At 74.6% G+C, this 21215-nt stretch carries 21 protein-coding genes; 10 read left to right on the top strand and 11 right to left on the bottom strand.

Features of this window, described 5'->3' with window-relative positions:
* Positions 1–1612 precede the first annotated feature (1612 nt).
* The 10 genes from ABVB68_RS22705 to ABVB68_RS22660 all read left to right on the top strand — a co-directional run bounded on the left by ABVB68_RS22705 (position 1613) and on the right by ABVB68_RS22660 (position 10916).
* Positions 1613–2143, top strand: a complete 531-nt coding sequence (locus ABVB68_RS22705; protein ID WP_353602935.1) for a hypothetical protein — start codon at positions 1613–1615, stop codon at positions 2141–2143.
* 24 nt (positions 2144–2167) lie between these two features.
* Positions 2168–2593 carry a phage tail protein gene (locus ABVB68_RS22700; protein WP_353602934.1) on the top strand — a complete coding sequence of 142 codons (426 nt, stop codon included), beginning with the start codon at positions 2168–2170 and terminating at the stop codon, positions 2591–2593.
* A gap of 81 nt (positions 2594–2674) precedes the next feature.
* Positions 2675–3397, top strand: a complete 723-nt coding sequence (locus ABVB68_RS22695; RefSeq protein ID WP_353602933.1) for a CIS tube protein — start codon at positions 2675–2677, stop codon at positions 3395–3397.
* Positions 3394–5220 carry a VgrG-related protein gene (locus ABVB68_RS22690; protein ID WP_353602932.1) on the top strand — a complete coding sequence of 609 codons (1827 nt, stop codon included), beginning with the start codon at positions 3394–3396 and terminating at the stop codon, positions 5218–5220. The genes ABVB68_RS22695 and ABVB68_RS22690 overlap by 4 nt, the downstream gene beginning before the upstream one ends.
* A gap of 276 nt (positions 5221–5496) precedes the next feature.
* Positions 5497–5814, top strand: a complete 318-nt coding sequence (locus ABVB68_RS22685; protein WP_353602931.1) for a PAAR domain-containing protein — start codon at positions 5497–5499, stop codon at positions 5812–5814.
* Positions 5814–6236, top strand: a complete 423-nt coding sequence (locus ABVB68_RS22680; RefSeq protein WP_353602930.1) for a GPW/gp25 family protein — start codon at positions 5814–5816, stop codon at positions 6234–6236. The genes ABVB68_RS22685 and ABVB68_RS22680 overlap by 1 nt, the downstream gene beginning before the upstream one ends.
* Positions 6236–8194 (top strand): putative baseplate assembly protein, encoded by a 1959-nt coding sequence (locus ABVB68_RS22675; RefSeq protein WP_353602929.1) that lies wholly within the window; start codon positions 6236–6238, stop codon positions 8192–8194. The genes ABVB68_RS22680 and ABVB68_RS22675 overlap by 1 nt, the downstream gene beginning before the upstream one ends.
* A complete protein-coding gene (locus tag ABVB68_RS22670; RefSeq protein WP_353602928.1) occupies positions 8191–8754 on the top strand; it encodes a phage tail protein in 564 nt (187 codons plus the stop codon). Before ABVB68_RS22675 ends, ABVB68_RS22670 begins: the two co-directional genes overlap by 4 nt.
* Before the next feature lie 625 nt (positions 8755–9379).
* On the top strand, positions 9380–10099 hold the full coding sequence (locus tag ABVB68_RS22665) for an NADase-type glycan-binding domain-containing protein (RefSeq protein ID WP_353602927.1): 720 nt from the start codon (positions 9380–9382) through the stop codon (positions 10097–10099).
* A 190-nt stretch (positions 10100–10289) separates the two neighbouring features.
* Positions 10290–10916 carry a pyridoxamine 5'-phosphate oxidase family protein gene (locus ABVB68_RS22660; protein WP_353602926.1) on the top strand — a complete coding sequence of 209 codons (627 nt, stop codon included), beginning with the start codon at positions 10290–10292 and terminating at the stop codon, positions 10914–10916.
* A gap of 108 nt (positions 10917–11024) precedes the next feature.
* On the opposite strand, the gene ABVB68_RS22655 is transcribed toward ABVB68_RS22660, so the two are convergent.
* The 11 genes from ABVB68_RS22655 to ABVB68_RS22605 form a co-directional block, all read right to left on the bottom strand.
* Positions 11025–11849, bottom strand: coding sequence for a class I SAM-dependent methyltransferase (locus tag ABVB68_RS22655; RefSeq protein ID WP_353602925.1), 825 nt, complete (start codon positions 11847–11849; stop codon positions 11025–11027).
* 62 nt (positions 11850–11911) lie between these two features.
* Positions 11912–13363 (bottom strand): aldehyde dehydrogenase family protein, encoded by a 1452-nt coding sequence (locus ABVB68_RS22650; protein ID WP_353602924.1) that lies wholly within the window; start codon positions 13361–13363, stop codon positions 11912–11914.
* Positions 13363–14472 carry a phenazine antibiotic biosynthesis protein gene (locus tag ABVB68_RS22645; protein WP_353602923.1) on the bottom strand — a complete coding sequence of 370 codons (1110 nt, stop codon included), beginning with the start codon at positions 14470–14472 and terminating at the stop codon, positions 13363–13365. Before ABVB68_RS22645 ends, ABVB68_RS22650 begins: the two co-directional genes overlap by 1 nt.
* Before the next feature lie 25 nt (positions 14473–14497).
* The gene (locus tag ABVB68_RS22640) at positions 14498–14881 is read right to left on the bottom strand and encodes a VOC family protein (RefSeq protein WP_353602922.1); all 384 of its coding nucleotides are present in this window, start codon (positions 14879–14881) and stop codon (positions 14498–14500) included.
* A 69-nt stretch (positions 14882–14950) separates the two neighbouring features.
* A complete protein-coding gene (gene phzG, locus ABVB68_RS22635; protein ID WP_353602921.1) occupies positions 14951–15589 on the bottom strand; it encodes a phenazine biosynthesis FMN-dependent oxidase PhzG in 639 nt (212 codons plus the stop codon).
* A gap of 38 nt (positions 15590–15627) precedes the next feature.
* Positions 15628–16461 carry a PhzF family phenazine biosynthesis protein gene (locus tag ABVB68_RS22630; RefSeq protein WP_353602920.1) on the bottom strand — a complete coding sequence of 278 codons (834 nt, stop codon included), beginning with the start codon at positions 16459–16461 and terminating at the stop codon, positions 15628–15630.
* A gap of 34 nt (positions 16462–16495) precedes the next feature.
* On the bottom strand, positions 16496–16831 hold the full coding sequence (locus tag ABVB68_RS22625) for a hypothetical protein (protein WP_353602919.1): 336 nt from the start codon (positions 16829–16831) through the stop codon (positions 16496–16498).
* Positions 16828–18747 (bottom strand): anthranilate synthase family protein, encoded by a 1920-nt coding sequence (locus ABVB68_RS22620; RefSeq protein WP_353602918.1) that lies wholly within the window; start codon positions 18745–18747, stop codon positions 16828–16830. The genes ABVB68_RS22625 and ABVB68_RS22620 overlap by 4 nt, the downstream gene beginning before the upstream one ends.
* Positions 18744–19367 (bottom strand): isochorismatase family protein, encoded by a 624-nt coding sequence (locus ABVB68_RS22615; RefSeq protein WP_353602917.1) that lies wholly within the window; start codon positions 19365–19367, stop codon positions 18744–18746. Before ABVB68_RS22615 ends, ABVB68_RS22620 begins: the two co-directional genes overlap by 4 nt.
* Positions 19368–19522: 155 nt before the next feature.
* Complete coding sequence (locus ABVB68_RS22610; RefSeq protein ID WP_353602916.1) at positions 19523–20695, bottom strand: 3-deoxy-7-phosphoheptulonate synthase; 1173 nt, start codon at positions 20693–20695, stop codon at positions 19523–19525.
* A gap of 50 nt (positions 20696–20745) precedes the next feature.
* Complete coding sequence (locus ABVB68_RS22605) at positions 20746–21207, bottom strand: PhzA/PhzB family protein (protein ID WP_353602915.1); 462 nt, start codon at positions 21205–21207, stop codon at positions 20746–20748.
* Between the last annotated feature and the right edge of the window lie 8 nt (positions 21208–21215).

The following is a 21215-nucleotide window of genomic DNA, read 5'->3' as shown; positions in this document are numbered from 1 at the left end:
AGCCGTCACGACCCCGAACGCCGGCACCCCTGCGGTCCGCGGCGATGGTTCCGGACCGGCCACCCCCGCGGTCCGGGGCAATGGCTCGGGACCCGTCGTCCCTGCGACCCGGGGCGATGGCACGGCACCGGCCGGCCCCGCGGCCCCCGCCACCCCCTCGACGCAACGCGCACCGGCTCGTCCGGGGACGCCGTCCGGTCCGGCTTCCGGTTCGGGGTCTGCCTCGGCGTCCGGCGCTCGTGCCCGGGGCGGTCTGGGAGCACCGTTGCGTGCGCTGCCACCGACCGCCGGCCCGCCACTCCAGGCGGGCGCCGACGGCCGGCACGCCCCGCCCGGCTCCCCGGGCCGGCCGACCGGCCGTCCCGACGCAACGGCCCGTCCCCCGGGCGGGACTGCCGACTCCCCCGCCGCCAGGCCTCCGGCGGCATCGGACGTCCAGCGGACCCCCGCGCGTGCGGACGGCGCCGGACCGGACGTCCGGCGCACCACGGCACGTGCGGACGACGCCGCAGCCGACGTCCAGCGCGCCCCGGTGCGCCCGGACGGTGCCGCTGCGGACGGATTCGCGGGCGCTTCCCCGCTCCCTGCCGGTGACGCACCCCTGCTCGGCGGGGCCGACACCGCACAGCGCGCGACGGCGGCCGGCCCTCCGTCCACCGGGACCGGCGCCTCCTCCACGGCTGAGGGCGTCTCGGCCTCACCTCCCGGTGCCGCCCGAACCCCCGCCACACCCCTGGTGTCACCGGGCGCCCCCGGGCCGGCACCGGCGGCCGCCGCCGGGCCCGGTCCGGTACAACGCACGGTCACACCAGGGCACTTGGCCGGGCAGAGACAACTCACGGACGCAAGGGAACACTCGACCGGATCCGCACAGCGCACGGTCGTACCGGAGGACCCGGCCGGACCCGCTCCACGCGGGGTCGTACCGGAACGCCCGGCCGGAACCGTACAACGCGCGGTGGTAGCAGAGCACTCGGCCGGTTCCTGGCGGCGCGCGGTCGTACCGGAGCACCCGGCGCCCGTGGCCGACGGGCGTGCTGCGCGCGGTGGGTCCGCCGCCCGGAACGGAAAGCGGGAGGGCGGTGACGTCTCGGGTGAGACGGGAGCGCCGGGGCCCGTCGTCGCCCGGGCCGTCGCCGTGTCCGGTCGTGGGCGGGAAACCCCGGCCCCGTGGCCGTCCGCCGTCACGGGCCGGCCGCCGCACGCCGTCGATCGGGGGGCGGACACCGTCCAGCAATCCGCGCCGCGCTCCGCGTCGTCGCCCCGCACGCTGGCGCTGCTGGCCGCGCGCCCGCTCACCCTCGGCACCCGTGCCCCGGAGGGCATGACGCCGCCTGTGGCCGGCCGCGCCGCCGCGCGACCCGTCGTAGCGGCCTCCTGGCGCCGTGAACCGGACTCCGCCACGGAGGCGCGGTACGCGCCGACGACGGGTGCGGTCCCGGGACCGGCCGCGGTGGGGCCCCGATTCACCGGGGCCGGCGCGCCCGCGCAACCGGCCGCCGCCGGAGCCGGGTTCCAGCAGACGGCCCGGATGCGGCCCAACGCCCCCGGCCCGGCGGGAAGCGCGGACAGCCCGGGGAGAAGCGCCGGCAGCCCGGGGAGGAGCGCGGACATGCCGGTGCCGGGCGCCGCTCGTCCCGTGGCGTCGCCCCGGACCGTCCCCGTCGTACGGCCGGACGCCCCCGTCCAGCGGAGGGCGACCGGCGCGGAGGCGGTGGTGGGCACGGCCGTACCGCCGGTCACCGATCCGCACACCGCCCCGCTCCAGGGCCGGCCGGCCTCCCCGGCGGCGCCCGGTGTCCCGGCGCCCGGCGTGGCGGCGCCCGGCTCCGCCGTACCCGTGGTCCGCGCGGTGCCCGCGACGGCGTCCGGGCGCGCCGACGGCGCGCCGAGGCAGGCCGTGCAGCGGGAGATGTCGCCGGCGGGCGGACGGCGGCGGTCGGCGTCCGCACCACCCGTGCCCGCGAAGCCGCCCGCGAAGGCCCCCGCGATGCGGTCCGCCCGGCCGGCGGGGGCGCAGGACCCCGGGATCGACCTGGACGACCTGGCGCGCCGCCTGCTGGAGCCCGTGTCCCGGCTGCTCCGCGCCGACCTGCGGCGCGGCCGGGAACGCGCGGGCCGCCCCTACGACGGACACCGCTGAGAACAGGGAACGGATGACCAAGGGATGACCGACAACATCTTCGCCACGAGCGTGTTCTTCCGGCTCGCGATCGGCGGCAACGACCTGGGGGCCTTTCACACCTGCTCCGGCATGGGGGCGGAGGTGGAGATGGAGAGCTACGCCGAGGGCGGCAACAACGGCTTCACGTGGCAGCTGCCCGGCCGCGTCACCTGGTCGAACATCACGCTCACCCGGCCGGTCACCGCCGACACGGCGAAGATCGGCCGCTGGCTCGACGAGACGCTGCGCCGGGTGGAGCCCAAGGACGGGGAGATCGTGGCTCTGAAACCGGACCTGACCCGGATCATCAGCTGGCAGGTGCTCGGCATCGTGCCGGTGCGGTGGCAGGGGCCGTCCTTCGACCCGTCCTCCTCCGAACCGGCGGTGGAGACGCTGGAGATCGCCCACGAGGGGCTGCGTCCCTCCTGACGTCCCCGCGCCCCGCCACCGGCGAACGGCCGCCCCCCGGGCGACCCCCACCCCCGATCCGTACGGAAGGAGCCCCCCGGTATGTCCTCTGGCGCACGCACCAGCCGGGCCCGGGCCCAGCTGACGCTGAGGGAACCGCCGGCCGCGGTGGGCGCGAAGCCGGGCGGGACCATCGCGCGGCTGAACCTCCAGTTCAACCCGACCACGCTCGAACTGCGCAAGACCACCGCATGGCGGCGCAGTCCGTCCCGCATGGCGGGGCAGTCGGCGCTGCCCGAGTTCGTGGGCAGCGGGCCGCGCGAGCTGAGCCTGGAGGTGTTCCTCGACGCGACCTCGACGCACGACAACTCGGTGGAACAGGCCGTCGAGAAGCTGATGAAGGCGTGTGTGCCGACGCCGGCGAGTCTCGCGCGGAAGAAGCCGGCCAGTCCCTGGGTCCGGTTCGAGTGGGGCACCGCCCGCACGACGTCGTTCGACGGGGTGCTGTCCAGTCTGTCGGTGACGTACACGCTGTTCGACGTGGACGGCAAACCGCTGCGGGCGACCTGCGCGCTGTCGGTGGAGGAGGCGAGCGTCGACCCGCCCGGCCAGAACCCCACCTCCGGCGCGCGCACGGCGCGCAGCACGCACACGGTGGTGGCCGGGGACAGCCTGGCGCTGCTGGCCTGGCGGGAGTACGGCGACGCGACCGCCTGGCGGGTCATCGCCGAGGCGAACGGGATCGACGACCCGATGTCCCTGGTACCGGGCACCGAACTGGTGGTGCCCGCCCTCGGGGACACGGGCGGTGAGGAGGAGCGGTGACCACACCCGAGGCACGGGGCGGCCGGTTGTTCGCGGCGGATCCCGTCGTGGAGGCGCCCGAGGAGCTGCCGCAGATCTGGGCCGCGCAGCTGGTGGGCTGCGTGGTGGACGAGAACGTGGGGTTGCCGGACTCCGCGGTGCTGACCTACCGCGATCCCGACCACGAGTTCCTGAAGGCGACCCGCATCACCCTCGGCACGCCTCTTCGGGTGTCGGTGGTGACGGTCGCCGGGCAGCAGCGTGAACGACTGTTCGACGGCGAGGTCACGGGGGTGGAGATCGACCGGGACGGCACCGGGTCCTTCACGGTCGTGCGCGCCTATTCCAGGGCGCACCGGCTCCAGCGAGGCCGGAAGGTGGTGGCGTACCGGAACATGACGGCCGCCGCCATCGTCCGCAAGGTGGCCGCCGGGGCGGGCCTGCCCTGCGGGAAGGTGGAGGCGGCTCCGGTCACCTACAAGCAGCTGTCCCAGGCCAACGTCTCCGACTGGGACTTCCTGCAGTACCTCGCGGGCGAGAGCGGTGCGCAGGTGCGGGTCGACGACAAGGGGCTGCTCCAGTTCACCCGGCCCGACAAGGCCTCCGCCGCGCCGGCGCCGTCGACGCCGGCCACGCAGAATCCCATGGTGCTGGAGTACGGCCGGGACCTGCTGGCGCTGCGTGCCTCGCTGTCGGCCGCGGACGGCGCGGGCTCGGTCGAGGTGCGCGGATGGAACACCGCCACCAAGACGCCGCTGGTGGCCCGGGCTCCCTCGGTGACCAGCGAGACGGTGCTGCCCGGACTCAGTCCGGCGCTGGCCTCCCGGTTCGGGGCGGCGGCGAAGCTGACCGTCACGGACACTCCGTACCGCACCCAGGCCGAGACGACGGCGGTCGCGAAGGCGACGGCGGCGCACGTCAGTTCCCGCTTCGGCGAGCTGGAGGCGGTGGCCGAGGGCAATCCGCGGCTGCGGGCGGGCCTGCCGGTCGCGCTCGGCAACGTGGGGCAGGCGTTCTCCGGCCGGTACACGGCCACGGCGGTGCAGCACAGCCTGGAGCCGAACGGCGGCTACCGGACCACGCTGTGGGTCAGCGCCAGCCCGGACCGCTCGCTGGCGGGCCTCGTGACCGGTGCGAACGCGCCGGGCCGCGGTCCGCGCATCCCGGGCCTGGCGATCGGCGTGGTGACCGATGTGCGCGAGCCGGGCGGCGCCCAGAGCGGTGGGGTCAGGCTCAAGTTCCCCTGGCTGGACGACACGTACGTGACCGACTGGGTGCGGACCGTGCAGTGGGGCGGCAGGGGCGGCGGCGGCGTGGTGAGCCCCGAGGTCAACGACGAGGTGCTGGTCGGCTTCGAACAGGGCCTGCTGGACAGCCCGTACGTCATCGGCGGCCTCTACAACGGCGTGGACAAGCCGTCGCGGCACGACGTACCGCTGGTGGACGGGACCAGCGGCAAGGTCAACCGCCGTTCGCTGGTGTCGCGTTCGGGGCACCGGCTGGAACTGCTCGACGCCCGGGCCCCGGGCCCCTCGGGGGTGCGGCTGCGCACCGCGGACGAGCGGCTGGAAGTGGTGCTGAACGACCGTACCGACACCATCGAGATGACGGTGTTCGCCGCCGGCGGCCGCAGGGCGCTGTCCTCGATCGTGCTGGACGAGCGGGGCATCACGCTCGACGCGGGCACGGGCAAGGTCCTGGTGAAGGGCGGCGCCGTGGAGGTCGACGGCACCACGGCGGTCAGTGTGCGGGGCCGGACCGTGGGTGTCACCGGGCAGGCGGGCCTCACCCTCGACGGCGGCCTGCTGGGGGTGCTGAAGGCGGACCTCGTACGCATCAACTGATACCCGCCACCGGTGCACCGGCCCGCGTCCTGCCTGCCCGTCAGCCCGCCGAACCGTCAGCGCCACAGCCCGTTGTCCCCTGGTCCACCTGCCCGTCAGCCCATGGCCCCCTGATCCATCTCCCGTCAGCCCGTAGCCCCTGATCTTCCCGCCCGTCAATCCGTAGCCCCTGGTCTTCCCGCCCGTCAGCCCGTAGCCCTGGTCTTCCCACTCGTCAGCCCCAGCCCGCACCCCCCCGGCCGTCGACGGCCGTGACCTTGTCTGGAGGAGCCCGGCATGCCCGCCGCAGCCCGTACCGGCGACCCCACCGACCACGGCGGCGTGATCGCCACCCCGCCGCCCGGCGCCGCCGCCGCGGTCGCGCGTGTGCTCATCGGCGGCAAGCCCGCCGCCGTCGTGGGCAGCCTGCACACCTGCCCGATGCCGCCGCACGCGGCCACCGGACCCGCCAACGTGATCATGCCCGCCCCCGGTGCTCTCGCCACGGGCACGGTGCTCGTCGGCGGACTGCCGGCGGCGCGGGCGCGGGACCGGACCGCGTGCGGCGCGATGATCCTGACCGGCGCCCCGAACGTCCTGATCGGAGGGGTGTGATGAGCGAGCGGTTCATCGGCCGCGGCTGGGGCTTCCCGCTGCGGGTCGGACCGACCGGCGGGATCGCCCTGGTGGAGCGGGACCGGGAGATCGAGGAGGCGATCCGTCTGGTGCTGGGCACCGCGCCCGGCGAACGCCCGATGCGGCCGGAGTTCGGCTGCGGCATCCACGACTACGTCTTCGCGCCGGGTGACGGCGCCACCGCGGGCCGGATCGCCCAGCAGGTGCGCGAGGCCCTGGAGCGGTGGGAGCCGCGGATCGCCGTGGACGACGTGGTGGTGGCCTTCGACGCGGTCGACGCCGGGACCCTCTACATCGACGTGCGCTACACGGTGCGGTCCACCAACGACCGGCGCAACCTGGTGTTTCCCTTCTACACGATCCCCTCCGAGGAGGGGGCCGAGGAAGCGGTCGCGGACTGATGGCCCTGCCCTCCCCCAACCTGGACGACCGGCGGTTCCAGCAACTCGTCGACGAGGCGAAGCGGTACGTGCAGCAGCGCGCCCCGGAGTGGACCGACCACAACGTCTCCGACCCGGGCGTCACCCTGATCGAGACGTTCGCGTACCTCGTGGACCAGTTGCTGTACCGGCTGAACCGGGTGCCGGACAAGAACTACACGGCGTTCCTGGACCTGTTGGGCATCCGGCTGTTCCCGCCGGCCGCGGCCTGTGCCGAGGTCGACTTCTGGCTGTCGGCGCCGCAGCCCGACACGGTGACGCTGCCCGCCGGCACCGAGGTGACCACCGCGGACGGCGAGACGGAGGAGCCCGTGGTGTTCGCGACCATGGACGAACTGCGCATCATCCCGAGCGAGTTGGTCCGGCTGGTGACCGCGCCCCGGGGCGGTGACCAGACCGACCGGACCGGGGACCTCGCCGAGGGGCGCGACGTGCCCTGCTTCCAGGCGGCCCCCGAGCCGGGTGACGCGCTGCTGTTCGGACTGCCCACGCCGGTGCCTCGGTGTGTGGTCGCGGTGCGCCTGGACAGCCGGGTGGAGGGGGTCGGCGTGGACCCGCGCCAGCCGCCGCTGGTCTGGGAGGCGTGGGACGGTGGCCGCTGGCAGGTCTGCGAGACCGGCGACGACACCACCGGCGGCCTGAACCGGCCCGGCGAGGTGATCGTGTACGTGCCGGCCGGGCACACGGCGTCCGTGATCGGCGGGTTCCGTGCGGGCTGGCTGCGCTGCCGGGTCACCGAGGCGGAGCCGGGCCAGCCGTTCTACTCGGAGTCCCCGACGGTGCGGGAGGCGACGGTGTTCACGATCGGCGGCACCGTCGCGGCCGAGCACGCCGAGACCGTCACCGAGGTCCCGCTGGGCACCTCGGAGGGAGTGGCCGGGCAGGCTTTCCGGCTCGGCCGGCCGCCCGTGCTGCTGGACGGCGAGCCGCCGGTGGTGGAGGTCTCCTCGGCCGACGGCTGGCAACGCTGGGAGGTGGTGGAGCACTTCGGCCGCTCGGGGCCCGCCGACCGGCACGTCCGGGTGGACGCCACCGCCGGCGAGTTCGTCTTCGCCCCGGCCCTGCGCGAACCGGACGGAACGCTGCGGCTGTGCGGCGCGGTACCGGAGAAGGGCGCGCAGATCCGGGTGTCCCGCTACCGCACCGGGGGCGGCCCGGCCGGCAATGTGGCCCGCGGCGCGATCTCGGTGCTGCGCAGTTCGGTGCCGTACATCGCGCGCGTCACCAACCGGGAGGCGGCTCGCGGCGGGGTGGACGGCGAGTTGCTCGCCAACGCCAAGCTGCGGGCCCCGGAGGCGCTGCGGATGCAGGAGCGCGCGGTCACCGCCGAGGACTACGAGACCATCAGCCGCCAGGCGGCCCCCTCGGTGCGGCGGGTGCGCTGTCTGCCCGCGGGGGACGGGGCGGGCACGGTGCGGGTGCTGGTGGTGCCGGACGCGGTGGCCGACGAGGGCGACCGGCTCCGGTTCGAACAGCTGATCCCGTCCGACCAGGTGCTCGCCGCGGTCACCGCGAGCCTGGACGAACGGCGGCTGATCGGGACCCGGCTGGTGGTGGAGCCACCGGTCTACCAGGGGGTGACCGCGGTGGCCCGGCTCGCCGCGGCGCCCGCCGACGTCGACCGGGTCCGGGAGGCGGCGCTCGCCGCGCTGTTCGGGTACCTCGATCCGCTGCACGGCGGGCCGGACGGCACCGGGTGGCCGTTCGGGCGGCCGGTGCAGTACGGCGAGGTGTTCGGCGTGCTGCAACGGGCCACCGGTGACGCGCTGGTGGAGGACATCCGGCTGTTCGCCGCCGATCCGGTCACCGGGCGGCGCGGTGCGCCGGTGGACCGGATCGACGTGGCCCCGGGCGCGCTGGTGTTCTCCTACCAGCACCAGGTCGTCGTGCAGCCCCTCGAGCCGGAGGTGCGGGGATGAGCCGCGCCGCCGTGCCGGGCCTGCCGAGCCGGCACCCGATCGGGGCACAACTGCCCGCGCTGTACGCCGACGACGACTTCGCCCAGCGGTTCACGGCCGGTCTCGACACCGTCCTGGCCCCGGTGTTCTCGGCCCTCGACAATCTGCCCGCCTACCTGGACCCCCGGGTGGCGCCGCTCGACTTCGTCGCCTGGCTGGCGTCCTGGGTGGGTGCCGCCGACGACCCCGCGTGGCCCGCGGAGCTGCGCCGGGAGGCGGTGGCCCGTGCGGTGGAGCTGCATCGCCGGCGCGGCACCCGGCGCGGCCTGGTCGAGCGGTTGCGGCTGACCCTCGGGGTGGACGCCGAGGTCGCGGATGACGGTGGGGCCGTGTGGTCCCGTTCCGCGGGCGCCGGCCTGCCGCCCGCGGCCGCCGGCGAGGTGGTGGTCCGGGTGTGGCCGGGCCGCGATCAGGACGTGGACGAGGACCGGGTCAGGGAGATCGTGCGGGACGCGTGCCCCGTGCACGTCTCGTGCCGGGTGGAGATCCTGCCCGGGCCGCCCGCCGGCGAAGGGAGTTGACGCGATGCGCACCTGTCATGTCTGTGGGGCGTCCGTCGGCCCGGATGACGACTTCTGCGGCAACTGCGGTTCCTACCTGGGCTGGTCCGACGGCGAAGCCGGCGCCTCGGCGCGCACCCCTGCCCTCGAGCCGGACCCCGCGGCCGGCCCCGAGCCGGCACCGGCACCGGCACCAGCACCAGCACCAGCACCAGCACCAGCACCAGCAGCAGCCAACCCCGAAACAGGCCCCGGGGCACCGCCCACGCGGCCGGGCCCGGCGGCAAGCCCCGAACCGGAGCCGCCGGCACGCCCGGAGCCGGGGCCGGTGGCGGGCGCCGTACCGGGAACCGCGGCCGGCACCGGGCCGGGCACGGATCCGGCACCGGGGACGGCTGCGGCGGCCCCCTCGAGGAACACGCCGGACCTGTCAAGGGGCACGCCGGCCCCGTCGAGCGGCACGCCGGACCCGTCGAGGAGCACGCCGGACCCGTCGGCACGTACGTCATCACCACCCGGAGACGGCCCTGCGGCGGGCAACCGCCGGACGCCCGGGGCGCGTTCGCGCCCGACCGCGCCGCAGGCCGAGCCGGTGCTGCCCGTGCGGCCGGCGAAGCCGGTCGCTCCGCGCCCCGTCGTGCGGCCCGTGGCGGCGTCGCAGGAGGTGGCCGGACCGCCCTGCCCCGTGTGCGGCACGCCCAACCCGCCGGGCCGCCGGTTCTGCCGCCGCTGCGCCACCCCGCTGAACCCGGTGTCCGCGCCCGCGGAACTGCCGTGGTGGCGGACCGTGTGGCCGCTTCGGCGCCGGGTGCGGGCGGGCTCCGGGCGCGGGGTACGCCTCGTGGTGATCCTGGCCGTGGTCGTGGCCCTGTGCGTGGCCGGTCTCCTGCTGCTGCCCGCGGGCCGGGCCCTGTTCGAGGACACCCGCGACAAACTGGGCGGCACCAAGGCGGTCACGCCGGTGGGTGTCAGGGCGAGCGCCGAGTTGCCCTCGCACCCGGCGTCGAACACCACGGACGGCCTGAGCAACCGCTACTGGGCCGCCGCGAAGCCCGGTGCCTCGGTGACGTACACCTTCGGCAAGCCGTTCCGGCTGGTCGACCTGATCGTGACGAACGGCGCGTCGGCGTCGCCGGAGCGGTACGCCGCACAGGCCCGGGCGCTCGGGATGGATCTGGAGGTCACGGCGGCGGACGGCTCCGTGCACCGCAAGGCGGTGACGCTGAGCGACAAGCCGGGTCCGCAGACCGTCACCACGGGGTTCCGCGACGTGGTGAGCGTGCGACTGGTGCTGCGGTCGGTCACGGGACTGGCCCCGGGCCGTCATGTCGCGGTCGCGGAGGTGGAGTTCTTCCAGCGGAGCTGACGGCCGGTGACGGCGCGTGACGCCCCCGCTGATGAGGGCAAGTACCCTGCCGGCGACGGGCGTTGGCGCCGTGGCGGGTTCCGCGGTGCCGCACAGCCCGCCGGAACGGGCTTCCCTTTGCGGGTGGAGGCGGGGTCGATAAGGTCGACGATCGACCACATTTCGGCGGCGACGACCTCAAGGGGACTGAATGAGCCGGTATGCACAGTTGGCGTTCACCGAGAGCGTCCGGGGTGTCCAGGAGGAGCGCGGCAGTGCCTTGGCCATGGCACGGCTGCTCGCGCTCGACTCCGCCGAGCCCGACCGGCTGGGCCCCGCCGAAGAGGCCTTCATCTCGGCCCGCGACGGGTTCTACCTCGCCAGCACCGGTGAGGACGGCTGGCCGTACGTCCAGTTCCGCGGCGGGCCGCCCGGCTTCGTGCACGTGCTGGACGCCGGGACCCTCGCCTGGGTCGAGGTACGGGGCAACCGGCAGTACATCACGACGGGCAACCTGCGCTCCGACGACCGGGTGTCGCTGTTCTTCATGGACTACGCGCAGCCCACCCGGCTGAAGATCTTCGGCCGCGCCGAGACCCTGGATCCGGCGCGGCACCCGGAACTCCACGAGACGCTCGCCGACGTGCGCACGGACGGCCCGCTCGAACAACTCATGGTGATCCAGGTCGAGGGCATCTTCTGGAACTGCTCCAAGCACATCACCCCGCGCTACTCGGAAGCCGAACTCGCCCAGGCGCTGCAGCCGGTGCGGGAGCGGCTGCGGATGCTGACGGAGGAGAACCGGGCACTCAAGGAGCGGCTCGGCGTCCGGGACTGACCGGTGCCCCGCCGGTCACGGCGGGACCGGGGCTCCTCCGGGGGCGGGGGCGGGGCTCCCGGGGCCGTGGCCCCAGGAGCGCGGCGCCGCCGTCCCGTCTCCCGGGTGTCACTGTGCGGCGAGGCGCGCCCGGATCAGCCACAGACGGTTGGCGTGACGGCGGTCGCGGGGCTGCACGTCGTAGGGCCAGCGGCCCTCCCCCGCGCCGGGCTGGCCCGGCTCCTTCAGCGTCTCGACGTCCCAGCCGTTGGCGGTCAGGAACGACTCCGGCTCGTCGGTGCCGAAGATCCACGGGGTGCCGTCGGCGGCGAGCCGGTCGAGGAACGGCTTGGAGAACGGGCTGCGCAGCAGGGCCCGGCCGAGGATGTCGAAGGCGAGGTGGCTGCCGGGCGCGGACGCCGACGCCAGCAGGCGCAGCAGCCCGGCCGCCTGCTCCTCCGTGAGGAAGAACGTCAGCGCCTCGGCGATCCACAGGGTGGGCCGCGTCCGGTCGAAGCCGGCCTGCTCCAGCGAGGGCAGCCACTCCTGGGTCAGGTCGGCGGAGACCTCGTGCCGCCGCACGGCGGGCTTGGCGCCCAGAGCGTCCAGGCGGCGGCGCTTCTCCGCGATGAGCGGGGCGTGGTCGACCTCGTAGACGTCGACGTCGTCCGGCCAGTCCAGCCGGAAGGCCCGGGTGTCCATGCCCGCGGCGATCAGCACGACCTGGCCGATGGTGCCGTCGGCGAGCAGGTCGCGGATGGCGTCGTCGAGGAAGCGGGTGCGGACGGAGATGAACGGCAGCAGTCCGCCGCCGGCGTAGCGGTCGATGAGTTCGAAGCCCTTGGGCTCGGCGAGGGACCGGGCCAGGGGATCGACGTAGAGGGCGTCCTCGCGCTCGGACTCCAGGGCGCGGGCCGCGGCCATCCACTGGGCGGTGTACGAAACGGCGTGCATGGGTGTGGTGGTCCCTTCGAGAGGTGCTCGGGTGTGGTGGGTGATGCGGGCACCGCGGCGGCTCAGGTCCGCACGACCGCCTTCGTCCGCATCAGGAAGTCGCCGAGGAAGCCGTCGTGCGGCAGTCCGGGCGCGATCCGGTACGTCGGCACGTCGCCGACGTACACGTTGCCGATGGTGGGTTCGTCCAGCAGCCGGTCGATCAGCTCCTCCTGGCGGGTCAGTACGGTCAGGACGAGGCTGTGCCGCAGCACGGCCACCCCCGCGGCGGGCGTCCAGGGCGCGACCCACACGCAGGGGAAGGGGAGTTCGACGCCCAGTTGGGGCGCGTCGGGGCGGTCGGCCTGGTGCACGGCCGGGCGCAACGCGGCGCTGCCGTCCCCGAGTTCGGCCACCACCCCGTCGGCCCCCAGCCAGGGCCGGGTGCCGGCCGCCCGGCCCGCCAGGTGCGCGGCGAACGCGCGTGCGGTGGTGACCGGCTGGACGGGAAGCACGGCGTCGTCGTGGTCCGGGGCCAGGGCGGGCAGGGGGCCGAGGCGCTCGGCGAGCGCCTCGCACAGCGGCTCCGGGTCGCCCTCGACGAGGACCGCGGTGGCGTTGACGCAGCCGGTGCCGCCGTGGTGGCTCACCGAGTCGACGATGGTGTCGAGGTGGTCGCGCCAGTCGACGTCGGCGGTGATGAGGATCTTGGAGCGGCCCGGGCCCTGGGTCAGCACCGTACGGTCGCCCTGGTGGCGCCGGACCACGTCGTCGCCGCCGTAGACCATGCCGAGGTCCGCGCCGTTCAGCAGTTCGCCGGCGAGGTCGTGACCGGTGGGCAGCAACGCCACCTGGTCCGGGCCGAAGCCGGCCGAGCGCAGCGCGGTGATGAGGCGGTGCGGGGTGAACGGCTCGCGGCGCGAGGGGCGGACCGCGACCCGGAAGCCGAGCGCCAGTGCCTCGGGCCACAGGCTGTGGGTGCCGGGGTGGTTGCCGGCGGCGTTCACGGCGAAGACCTCGCCACGCCGGGCCCACACCGCGCGGCCGGCCCGGGTGAGCGGGTCGCGCCAGTCGTCGACGGCGCCCTGCGGCCGCGCCCGCCGGGCGCTGTCGTAGGCGGCGGCGAGCCGGGTGGCGATCGCCTGGGTCGCGGTGCGTACGACACCGATGGGCACCCCGCCCACCCGGCTGACCAGGTGCTCGTGCTCGGCCACGGACCGGCCGGCCACCGTGCCGGTGCTGAACAGCTCCGCGGCACGCACCAGCGCGGCGGCGCGTTCGTCGGGGGCCGGTGGCGCGGCACGGCGCAGCGCGGTCAGCGTGCGGTGCACGAACACACTGGGCACCATGCTGAGTTCGGCCGCCGCGGCGCCGGTGACGTCGGTGACGGTGAGGCGGTTGCGGGCGCGGTAGGGGCCCTTGGGTCCGAGCGCGTCGAGCTGGGGCGGCCGCGCGTTCTCGGCGGACCCGGCGGGGACGGGCGGCTCGGTGGCGAGGGCTCCGGCCCCTCCGGGCGCGCCCGGTGCGGACGTCATCAGTAGACCCCCTCGATGACCTTCTCGTCCTCGAAGGTGTCCACGGGCGCGATGTCGGCGACGGAGTCCCCGATGCCGCCCTCGGGCGGCTGGATGCGGGTGGCCAGGTCCCGTTCCAGGTTGTTGGGCAGCAGGAAGGACCTGCTGACGTGGTGGGCCACGACCCGTCCGCGCTCCCCGTACGCGACGGGCCGGCGGGTCTCCGGGTCGACGACGGCGAAGGTCACGTACGGGTCGAGGGTGTCGAAGACGCAGGGCGCGTCGTCGGGGAGGTTCGCGCGCTCCCCCGCGAAGCCCAGGATCATCGTGCTGCCGTAGTTTCCGCTGAGGACCGTGTTCGGGAAGATCTCCGTCCGGTACAGGTGGCGGGAGTCGGCGTCGAGCTGGGTGCCGCCCCAGCGGATCGCGCGGACCTTCTCGTTGACCAGGTCGACGAGTTCGTCGCGGCGGACCAGCTTCTCCAGCAGCGGCGGGGTGATGGTCATCACGCCGATGTCCTGGGTGCGCAGCACCTCGGCGGCCTGGTCGATGACGTGCTCGGCGTAGGAGGGCGCCTCGGCGCCGCGGCCCTCGGCGATGGTCCGCTTCACCCAGCGGGGGTCCAGGTCGACGCAGAAGCCGTGCCGGCCGTGCGTGGCGGCGGAGCGCCGGAAGTACTCACCCACGATGTGCGGGCCGCCGGGCACCAGGCCGAGCCAGTCCACACCGCGCGGGAAGCCGTGGGCGTCCAGTGCGGCGTCGCTCCACGCGAGGGTGCGCTCCATCCACTCGCGCAGCAGCACCACGCGCTTGGGGGCGCCGGTGGTGCCGCCGCTCTCGTAGACGCCCACGACGTCCGCCCGGTCCCCGTAGCCGCGCGGGATGAGGTCGGCGGCGGGCACGTGGCGCAGTTCGCCGGCGACGTTGGGGAAGAGGGCGAGGTCGGCGTGGGTGCGGACGTCGCTGCGGGGGTCGAAGTCGAGGGTGGCGGCTCGCTTCAGCCAGAACGGTGATCCGGTGTCGGGGTCGAAGTGCCAGGCCATGGCGGCCTGTACGAACGCGTCCGGGTCGGGCCGGGTACCGTGCGGCGGTTCGAGGATGCGGGTGATCTCGGCGATGTCCAGCGTCATGGTGCGTCCCAGGTCAGGTGTGTGATCAGGAGTGGGGTCCGGCGGCGAGCGCCACGGGGTTGCCGTCCGGGTCGGCGACGTAGGCGATCCGCTCGCCCCACGGCATCTCCACGGCGGCGCGCAGCAGCGGGACGGAGGCGTCGGCGAGGTCCTTCAGCGTGGTGTCCAGGTCGTCGACCAGGACGAACATCTCGAACCGGGGCCCCCGGCCGGCCGGGGTGCCGTACTGGGTCTGGGGCCAGGCGGTGGGGACCACGGCCAGTTCCGCCGTGCCGCGCCGCAGGCTGACGTACGCCGGTTCGCCCTCGGGCGGGTCCTGCCGCAGCCGGGTGAAGCCGAGCCGCTCGTAGAACTCGGCGGTGGCCGACACCCGTTCGGCGAAGATCAGGGGGAACGCGCGTTCCTGCATGGGCCGTTGACTCCTGGGGTGGTCGGGGGGGTGGTCGGTGCGGCGGCCGCCTGCTCGGCGTGGTCGGTGCTACGGCTGGAGGCGGGAGACCTGCCAGGTGTCTCCGTCCCGCTCGTAGCGCAGCCGGTGGTGCAGCCGGTCCGAGTGCGCGCACCAGAACTCCACCTCGTGCGGGCGCAGCCGGTAGCCGACGAAGCGGTCCGGGCGCTCCAGCGCCGCCCCGGTCGCGGCCAGGGACTCGGCGGCGGAGCGCAGTTCGGCCGGGTCGGTGAGCGGCTCGCTCTGCCGGGACGCGGCGGACATGGCGTGCAGCGGGACGGGCCGGCTGTGCCACAGGGCGTCCGCCTCCGCCTCCCCGATCGGGACGGCCGGCCCGCTCAGGCTGATCTGCTGGCCGGTCTCGCGCCAGTACAGCAGCCCGGACGCCCAGCCGGTCTCGGCGATGTCCCGGCTCTTGCGGCTGGTGCTGTGGGTGGTGAACAGCAGGCCCTCGTCGTCGACCGCGCCGAAGACGACCACCCGGGTGGACGGCCGGCCCCGCTTGTCGGCGGTGGCCAGGGCGAGCGCCCGTGGCTCGCGTACGCCCTGTTCGGCGGCGTGCGCCAGCCAGGCGCGGACCAGGCCCATCGGCTCCCGCGGCGGGTCGTCGTACTCCGGGAACTCGCGGTCGATCCGCCCGGTGAGGCTCTCGAACTTGCTGGTGTTCATGCCGTGCCTTCCTGGCCGCCGGTGCCCGCCGGGCGTGCCTAGACGTAGAGGGTGCCGCGTCCCACCAGGACGCCGTGGCCGCCGACCTGGACGGAGGTGACGTCGTCCCCGGCGCCTTCGGCGGTGGCGAGCATCAGCGAGGGCCGGCCCATCTCGACGCCCTGGAGGATCTCCAGGGGCTGCCCGTAGCCGGCCAGGCCGTGGCGGGCGAGGTGGATGGCGAGCGGGCCCGCCGCCGAACCGGTCGCGGCGTCCTCCACCACGCCGTAGGCCGGGGAGAACATCCGGGTCCGCCAGTGCAGGCCCGCGCCGGCGAAGCAGTTGGCCGCCATGTCGGGGAAGCGGGACAGGGAGCGGTGGTCCGGGCGCAGCGCGGACAGCGCGGCGACGCTCTCCAGACCCACGAAGACGTGCCGGGGCCCGTTGCGGTAGATCTCCACCGGTGCGGTGGAGGCGTCGACGCCCAGCGCGGCGAGCAGTTCCCCGGCGTGCTCGTACGGTTCCCAGACGGGGTGCGGCTGGCGCATGCGGACGGTGGTGGCGCCCTCGTCGTCGCCGATCTCGACGGGGATGGTGCCCATGGCGGTCTCCAGGCGCAGCCCGTCCCGCTTCAGTTCCGCGCCGAGCGCGACCGCGGTGCCGAGCAGCGGGTGCCCGGCGAAGGGCAGTTCGTTGACCGGTGTGAAGATCCGGATGTGTGCGTCGCCGTCCTGTCGGGCGGGTCGCACGAAGGTGGTCTCGGAGAGGTTCATCTCCCGTGCGATGCGCTGCATCGTCTCGGCCGTCAGATCGCCGGCGTCGAGGAAGACGGCGACCGGGTTGCCGTACAGCGGCCGCCGGGAGAAGGCGTCGACCAGCACGTACTCGTGCATCAGCGAGGCTCCTGAGGGACGGGGGCGAAGGGGTTCAACGGACCAGTGCGGCGCCCAGTCCGTGCAGGACGGGCAGGGTGTGCAGGCCCTCGGCGACGGCTTCGACGTCGCAGCGCATGCGGTGGTCGGGGGGCCGGCCGATCAGGTCGGCGGCCCGGTTGGCGGGCAGTGGGCGGTCGGCGGGCCGGTCGGTCTCCCACACCATGACCGCTCCCCAGCGGTTGCGGTCGGGGTCGGCGATCCAGAACTTCACGCGCAGGCCGGGTACGTCGGCCCAGTCGTCCGTCACCCCGTCCCGCAGGTGCGCGCGCAGCGACTCGACGTCCTGTGGCGAGCCGTCCAGGTCCCACCAGGCGATCTCCAGCTTCACCGGGTGAGCACCCCCCGCAGCGCGTCGCCGATCAGCCTGGGTCCGTCGACGGTGAGCACCGACTCGGCGTGGAACTGGAAGGAGGCGAAGTGCGGGCCGCGCAGTGCGTCCACCTCACCGGTGGCCGGGTCGCGGCTGACCGCGACCGTTCCGACGCCGGGCACCTGGCGGTGGTCGGCGGGGCTGACGGCGGCGAACGTGTTGTAGTAGCCGACGCGTTCGCGCCGTCCGAACAGGTCGATGGTGCGCTGCACGCCCTGGTTGGGTTCGGCCCGCCGGGTCAGGGGGAAGCCCAGCCGGCGGCTGAGCACCTGGTGGCTCAGGCAGACCGCGAGGAACGGGCGTCGGTCGCGCAGGAGCTGGGACAGGGCCGCGTCGAGTGCCGCGATCTTCGGGTCGGCGGTGGCCTGCGGGTCGCCGGGGCCGGGGCCCATGACGACCGCGTCGAAGCGGTCCAGGCCGTACAGGCGGTCGTAGCGGACCACCTCGGCGGTGGGTCCGAGCGCTTCGAGCTGCTGCACGATCATCGCGGTGAAGGTGTCCTCGGCGTCCACCACGAGGATCTTCAGCCCCTTCAGCTCCGGCACCCGCAGGTCCTCGGGCGGCGTGCCGGCCAGCCAGAAGTCGGCGATGCCGGTGTTGCGTCCGCGCAGCGCCTCGCGGATCCCGGGGTGGTCGGCGAAGCGGGGGGCGGCGGGGACCGCGGCTCCGGCAGGTGCCCGGCCGGGCTCCCCGCCCAGGGCATGGAGCAGCCCGGCCGCCTTGGCCCGGGTCTCAGCGGCCTCGGCGTCCGGAGAGGAGTGGCGCACCAGGGTGGCGCCCACCGCGAGGGCCAGCCGGCCGTCCGGCGCGACGTCCGCGGTGCGGATCAGGATGGCGGAGTCCATCGACCGGCCGCCGGACGCCTCACGGCTGACCAGCGCGGCGACGCCGCTGTAGTAGCCGCGGCCTTCCGGTTCGTGGCGCTGGATGACGCGGGCCGCGCTCTCCACGGGGCTGCCGGTGACGGTCGGCGCGAACAGCGTCTCGCGCAGGATGTCGCGGACGTCGCCGCGGGTGCGGCCCTCGATGAAGTACTCGGTGTGGGCCAGCCGCGCCATCTCCTTGAGGCGGGGCCCGGTGACCCGGACGCCGGGCTCGCAGATCCGGGACATCATCTTCAGTTCCTCGTCCAGGACCATGTACAGCTCGTCGGTCTCCTTGCGGTCGCGCAGGAACGCGGTGAGACCGGCCAGGTCCGGGCCGCCGGAGGGGTAGCGGTAGGTGCCGCTGATGGGGTTCATCACCGCCTGGCCCCGCCGCACCGAGATGTGCCGTTCCGGGGTGGCGCCGACGAGGACGCGGCCGTCCACGTGGATGACGAAGGTCCAGTAGGCGCTCGCCTCCAGTGCGGTCAGCCGCCGGAAGACGGCCAGCGCGGTGTGCGGCCCGTAGCCTTCGAGGTCCGCGAGGAGGGTGCGGCGCAGTACGAAGTTGGCGCCCTCGCCGGTGCCGATCTCGTCGGCGACCACGCGCCGCACCTTTTCGGCGTACTCGTCGTCGGACAGGTCGAAGCGCTGTCCGGACAGGGTGACGGGCACGTCGGGCAGCCGCCCGAGGACGTCGGCGAGCGGCAGCGCCGCCTGCTCGGAGACGGTGAGGGCGACCAGCGGCGCTCCGTCGTCGGGAGCGGCGAAGTTCCTCTCGACGAGCTGGCGGTAGGGCACCAGGACCAGCGCCTCGTGGGCCGGGCCGGCGGGGGCGGTGGCGAGGTCGGGCAGCGGCAGGCCGGCCAGCGAGGCGGGGTGGGAGACCTCGCCCAGCAGCACGTCGACCATGCCCGGCGTGCCGCTCTCCGGACGGTGCAGCAGCGCGAAGTCGGGCGGCCGGGAGGCGGTGAGCACCCGGTCGAGCAGGTCGGGGTGGGGCGGGCTCACCGGAACACCTCCACGCTCGGCGTGACCACCCCGCAGCACTCGACCACGTAGTCGAGGGTGATGCGGTGCTGCTCGGCGGAGAAGTCGGCGACGGCGTCGGCGGCCAGGAAGACCTGGAGGTCGTGGCTGAACGCCTCGATGGCCGTGGCCAGCACGCCGATGTGGGCGTACACCCCGCAGAGCACGATCTGGTCGCGGCCCGCGGAGCGCATCCGCTGCAGCAGGTCGGAGGAGTAGAAGGCGCTGTACCGGTACTTGGTGAGGGTCCAGTCGCCCGGTTCCGGGGCCAGCTCGGGCACCACCTCCCGGTCGGCGGGCGCGGTGCGCATGCCCGGTCCCCAGAAGTGCTTGAGCAGTCCGCGTTCCGACTCCGTCATGCCGCCCGGCTGCGCGGTGTAGGCGACCGGCACCCCGAGGCTCGCGGCCCGTTTGCGCAGCAGCGCCGCGTTGTCGACGAGGTGGGAGCGCAGCGGTTCGGGAAACGGGCGGAGGAAGAAGTGCTGCATGTCGTGGACGACCAGGGCCGCGCGCTGCGGGTCCGGCGTCCAGTCGACCACGTTCGCCGGCAGGCTGTCCGGCGTCGGCAGGGCGTAGGGCGTGATGGGGGGTATACCGACCACCGGTCGGCTCCTTTCGGGCGGGAGGGTGGGGCGCCGGGGCGCGGCCGCTCGGGCGGGCCGCCCCGGAGCGGCGGATGGTGCGGTGGGCGGTGGGCGGTGGGCGGTGGGCGGTCAGAGCGTGTGTGTGCGGCGGCCGTGGCCCGGCGGCCTGCGGTTCAGATGGTGTGCGCCCAGCCGGTGACCAGGCTCAGCGCCTGCCGCGGGTTGAGCCGCGGGTCGCAGAAGGTGGTGTGCCGGTCCCCCACGCTGCCGAGTTCGGAGACGTCGGCGGCGCACTCGGTGACGTCGTCCGGGGTGGTCTCCAGGTGCAGCCCGCCGTTCACCCCGCCCGCCTCGGCCAGCACCGCGCCGAAGCCCTGGATCTCCGCGAGCATCGCGTCCACCAGCCGGGTCTTGTGGCCGGTGGGGCTGGTGATGGTGTTGCCGTGCATCGGGTCGCACAGCCAGATCGCCGGGTGCCCGGCGGCCCTTACGGCCGCCACCAGCGCGGGCAGCCGGCTGGAGACGAAGCCGGTGCCCATCCGGGCGACGAGCACCAGCCGGCCCGGCCGGCGGTGCGGGTCGAGCCGGTCGGCCACGGCGGTGACGTCCTCGGCGGTGGTACCCGGGCCGATCTTGCAGGCGACGGGGTTGGTGATGCCGGCGAGCAGCCGCACATGGGCGCCGTCGGGCTGGCGGGTCCGCTCCCCGATCCAGGGCAGGTGCGCCGAGCCGAGGTACTCGGTGCCGTCGGACGCCCGTCGCAGCATGGGCAGTTCGTAGTCGAGCAGCAGTGCCTCGTGGCTGGTCCACACCTGTTCGGCGGCGGGCCGGCCCTCGTTGACCGAGGCCAGTTCCCGCACGACGTCCTGGGCGGCGCGGTAGCAGGTGAGGATACGCCCGGGGTCGGCCCGCCGCTGGTCCGGCTCGGGTTCGGGACCGTTGACCATGTGCCCGCGGAACACGGGCAGGGTGACCCCGTCGACCTGCTCGAGCGGCTTGGAGCGCGGCTTGGCGAACTGACCGGCGATCCGGCCGATCCGCAGGACGGGCTTGCCGGTGACCGCGCCGACGGTCTCGGCGAGCAGGTCGAGCAGCTGCGTCTTGCTCCGCACGTGCCGGGGGGTGGACTCGGCCGGGTCCTCGGCGCAGTCCCCGGCCTGGACCAGGTGCGCCCGGCCGGCCGCGACGTCGGCGAGCAGCTCGCGCAGTTGCTCGGCGGAGTCGGCGGTGACCAGCGGCGGACAGGTGCCGAGGGCGTCGCGCACCCGTTCCACGGGGCGGGCGTCCTCCCACTGGGGTTGCTGCAGGGCGAGTGACGCTTGGGTGTCCTGGGCTGTGGTGCGCACGGCTTCCCTTTGCGAGGTCGAGTCGGGCATCGACGGGCGGTCGGCTGGCGTCAGGTCGGGATTCCGTCGCGGCGCACCGTGGGAACGTCGATGCCCAGGGCCCGGAACTGCTGGCAGGGGTTCATGAACTCACGCTGCTGCTTGATCTTCCCGTTCTCGAACAGGAAGGAGTGCAGGAAGTGATTGGTGTAGTGACCGGGCGGATAGCCGGGGAAGAGGATCTGGCCCTCGCCGTCGCACTCGACCCAGAACCGGTCGGGGTCCTGGGTGTCGAAGATCTCGACGTTGGTCCAGGCCCAGTCGGGGAAGCACTTGAGCGACCAGACGGCGTGCTCGCCGAGCCGGTCCCGGCCGTTGATGACGATGGGTTCGCCGGTCTCCGTGGTCCACAGGCCGCCGGTGCCGTCCTCGGTGAACAGCAGGTGCCGCTCCAGCCGGTCCTGACCGCGGGTGTTCATGTACCGCGCGACGACGGCGCGGTTGTGTTCGCGTGTCTCGTGCTCGTCGGACATGCCTCGTC

The organism is Streptomyces sp. NPDC096012 (assembly GCF_040426375.1).
In the GTDB taxonomy this organism is placed as follows: domain Bacteria; phylum Actinomycetota; class Actinomycetes; order Streptomycetales; family Streptomycetaceae; genus Streptomyces.
The sequence above is the reverse complement of the archived record's forward strand: the minus strand, read 5'-3'. Positions and strand labels throughout refer to the sequence as shown.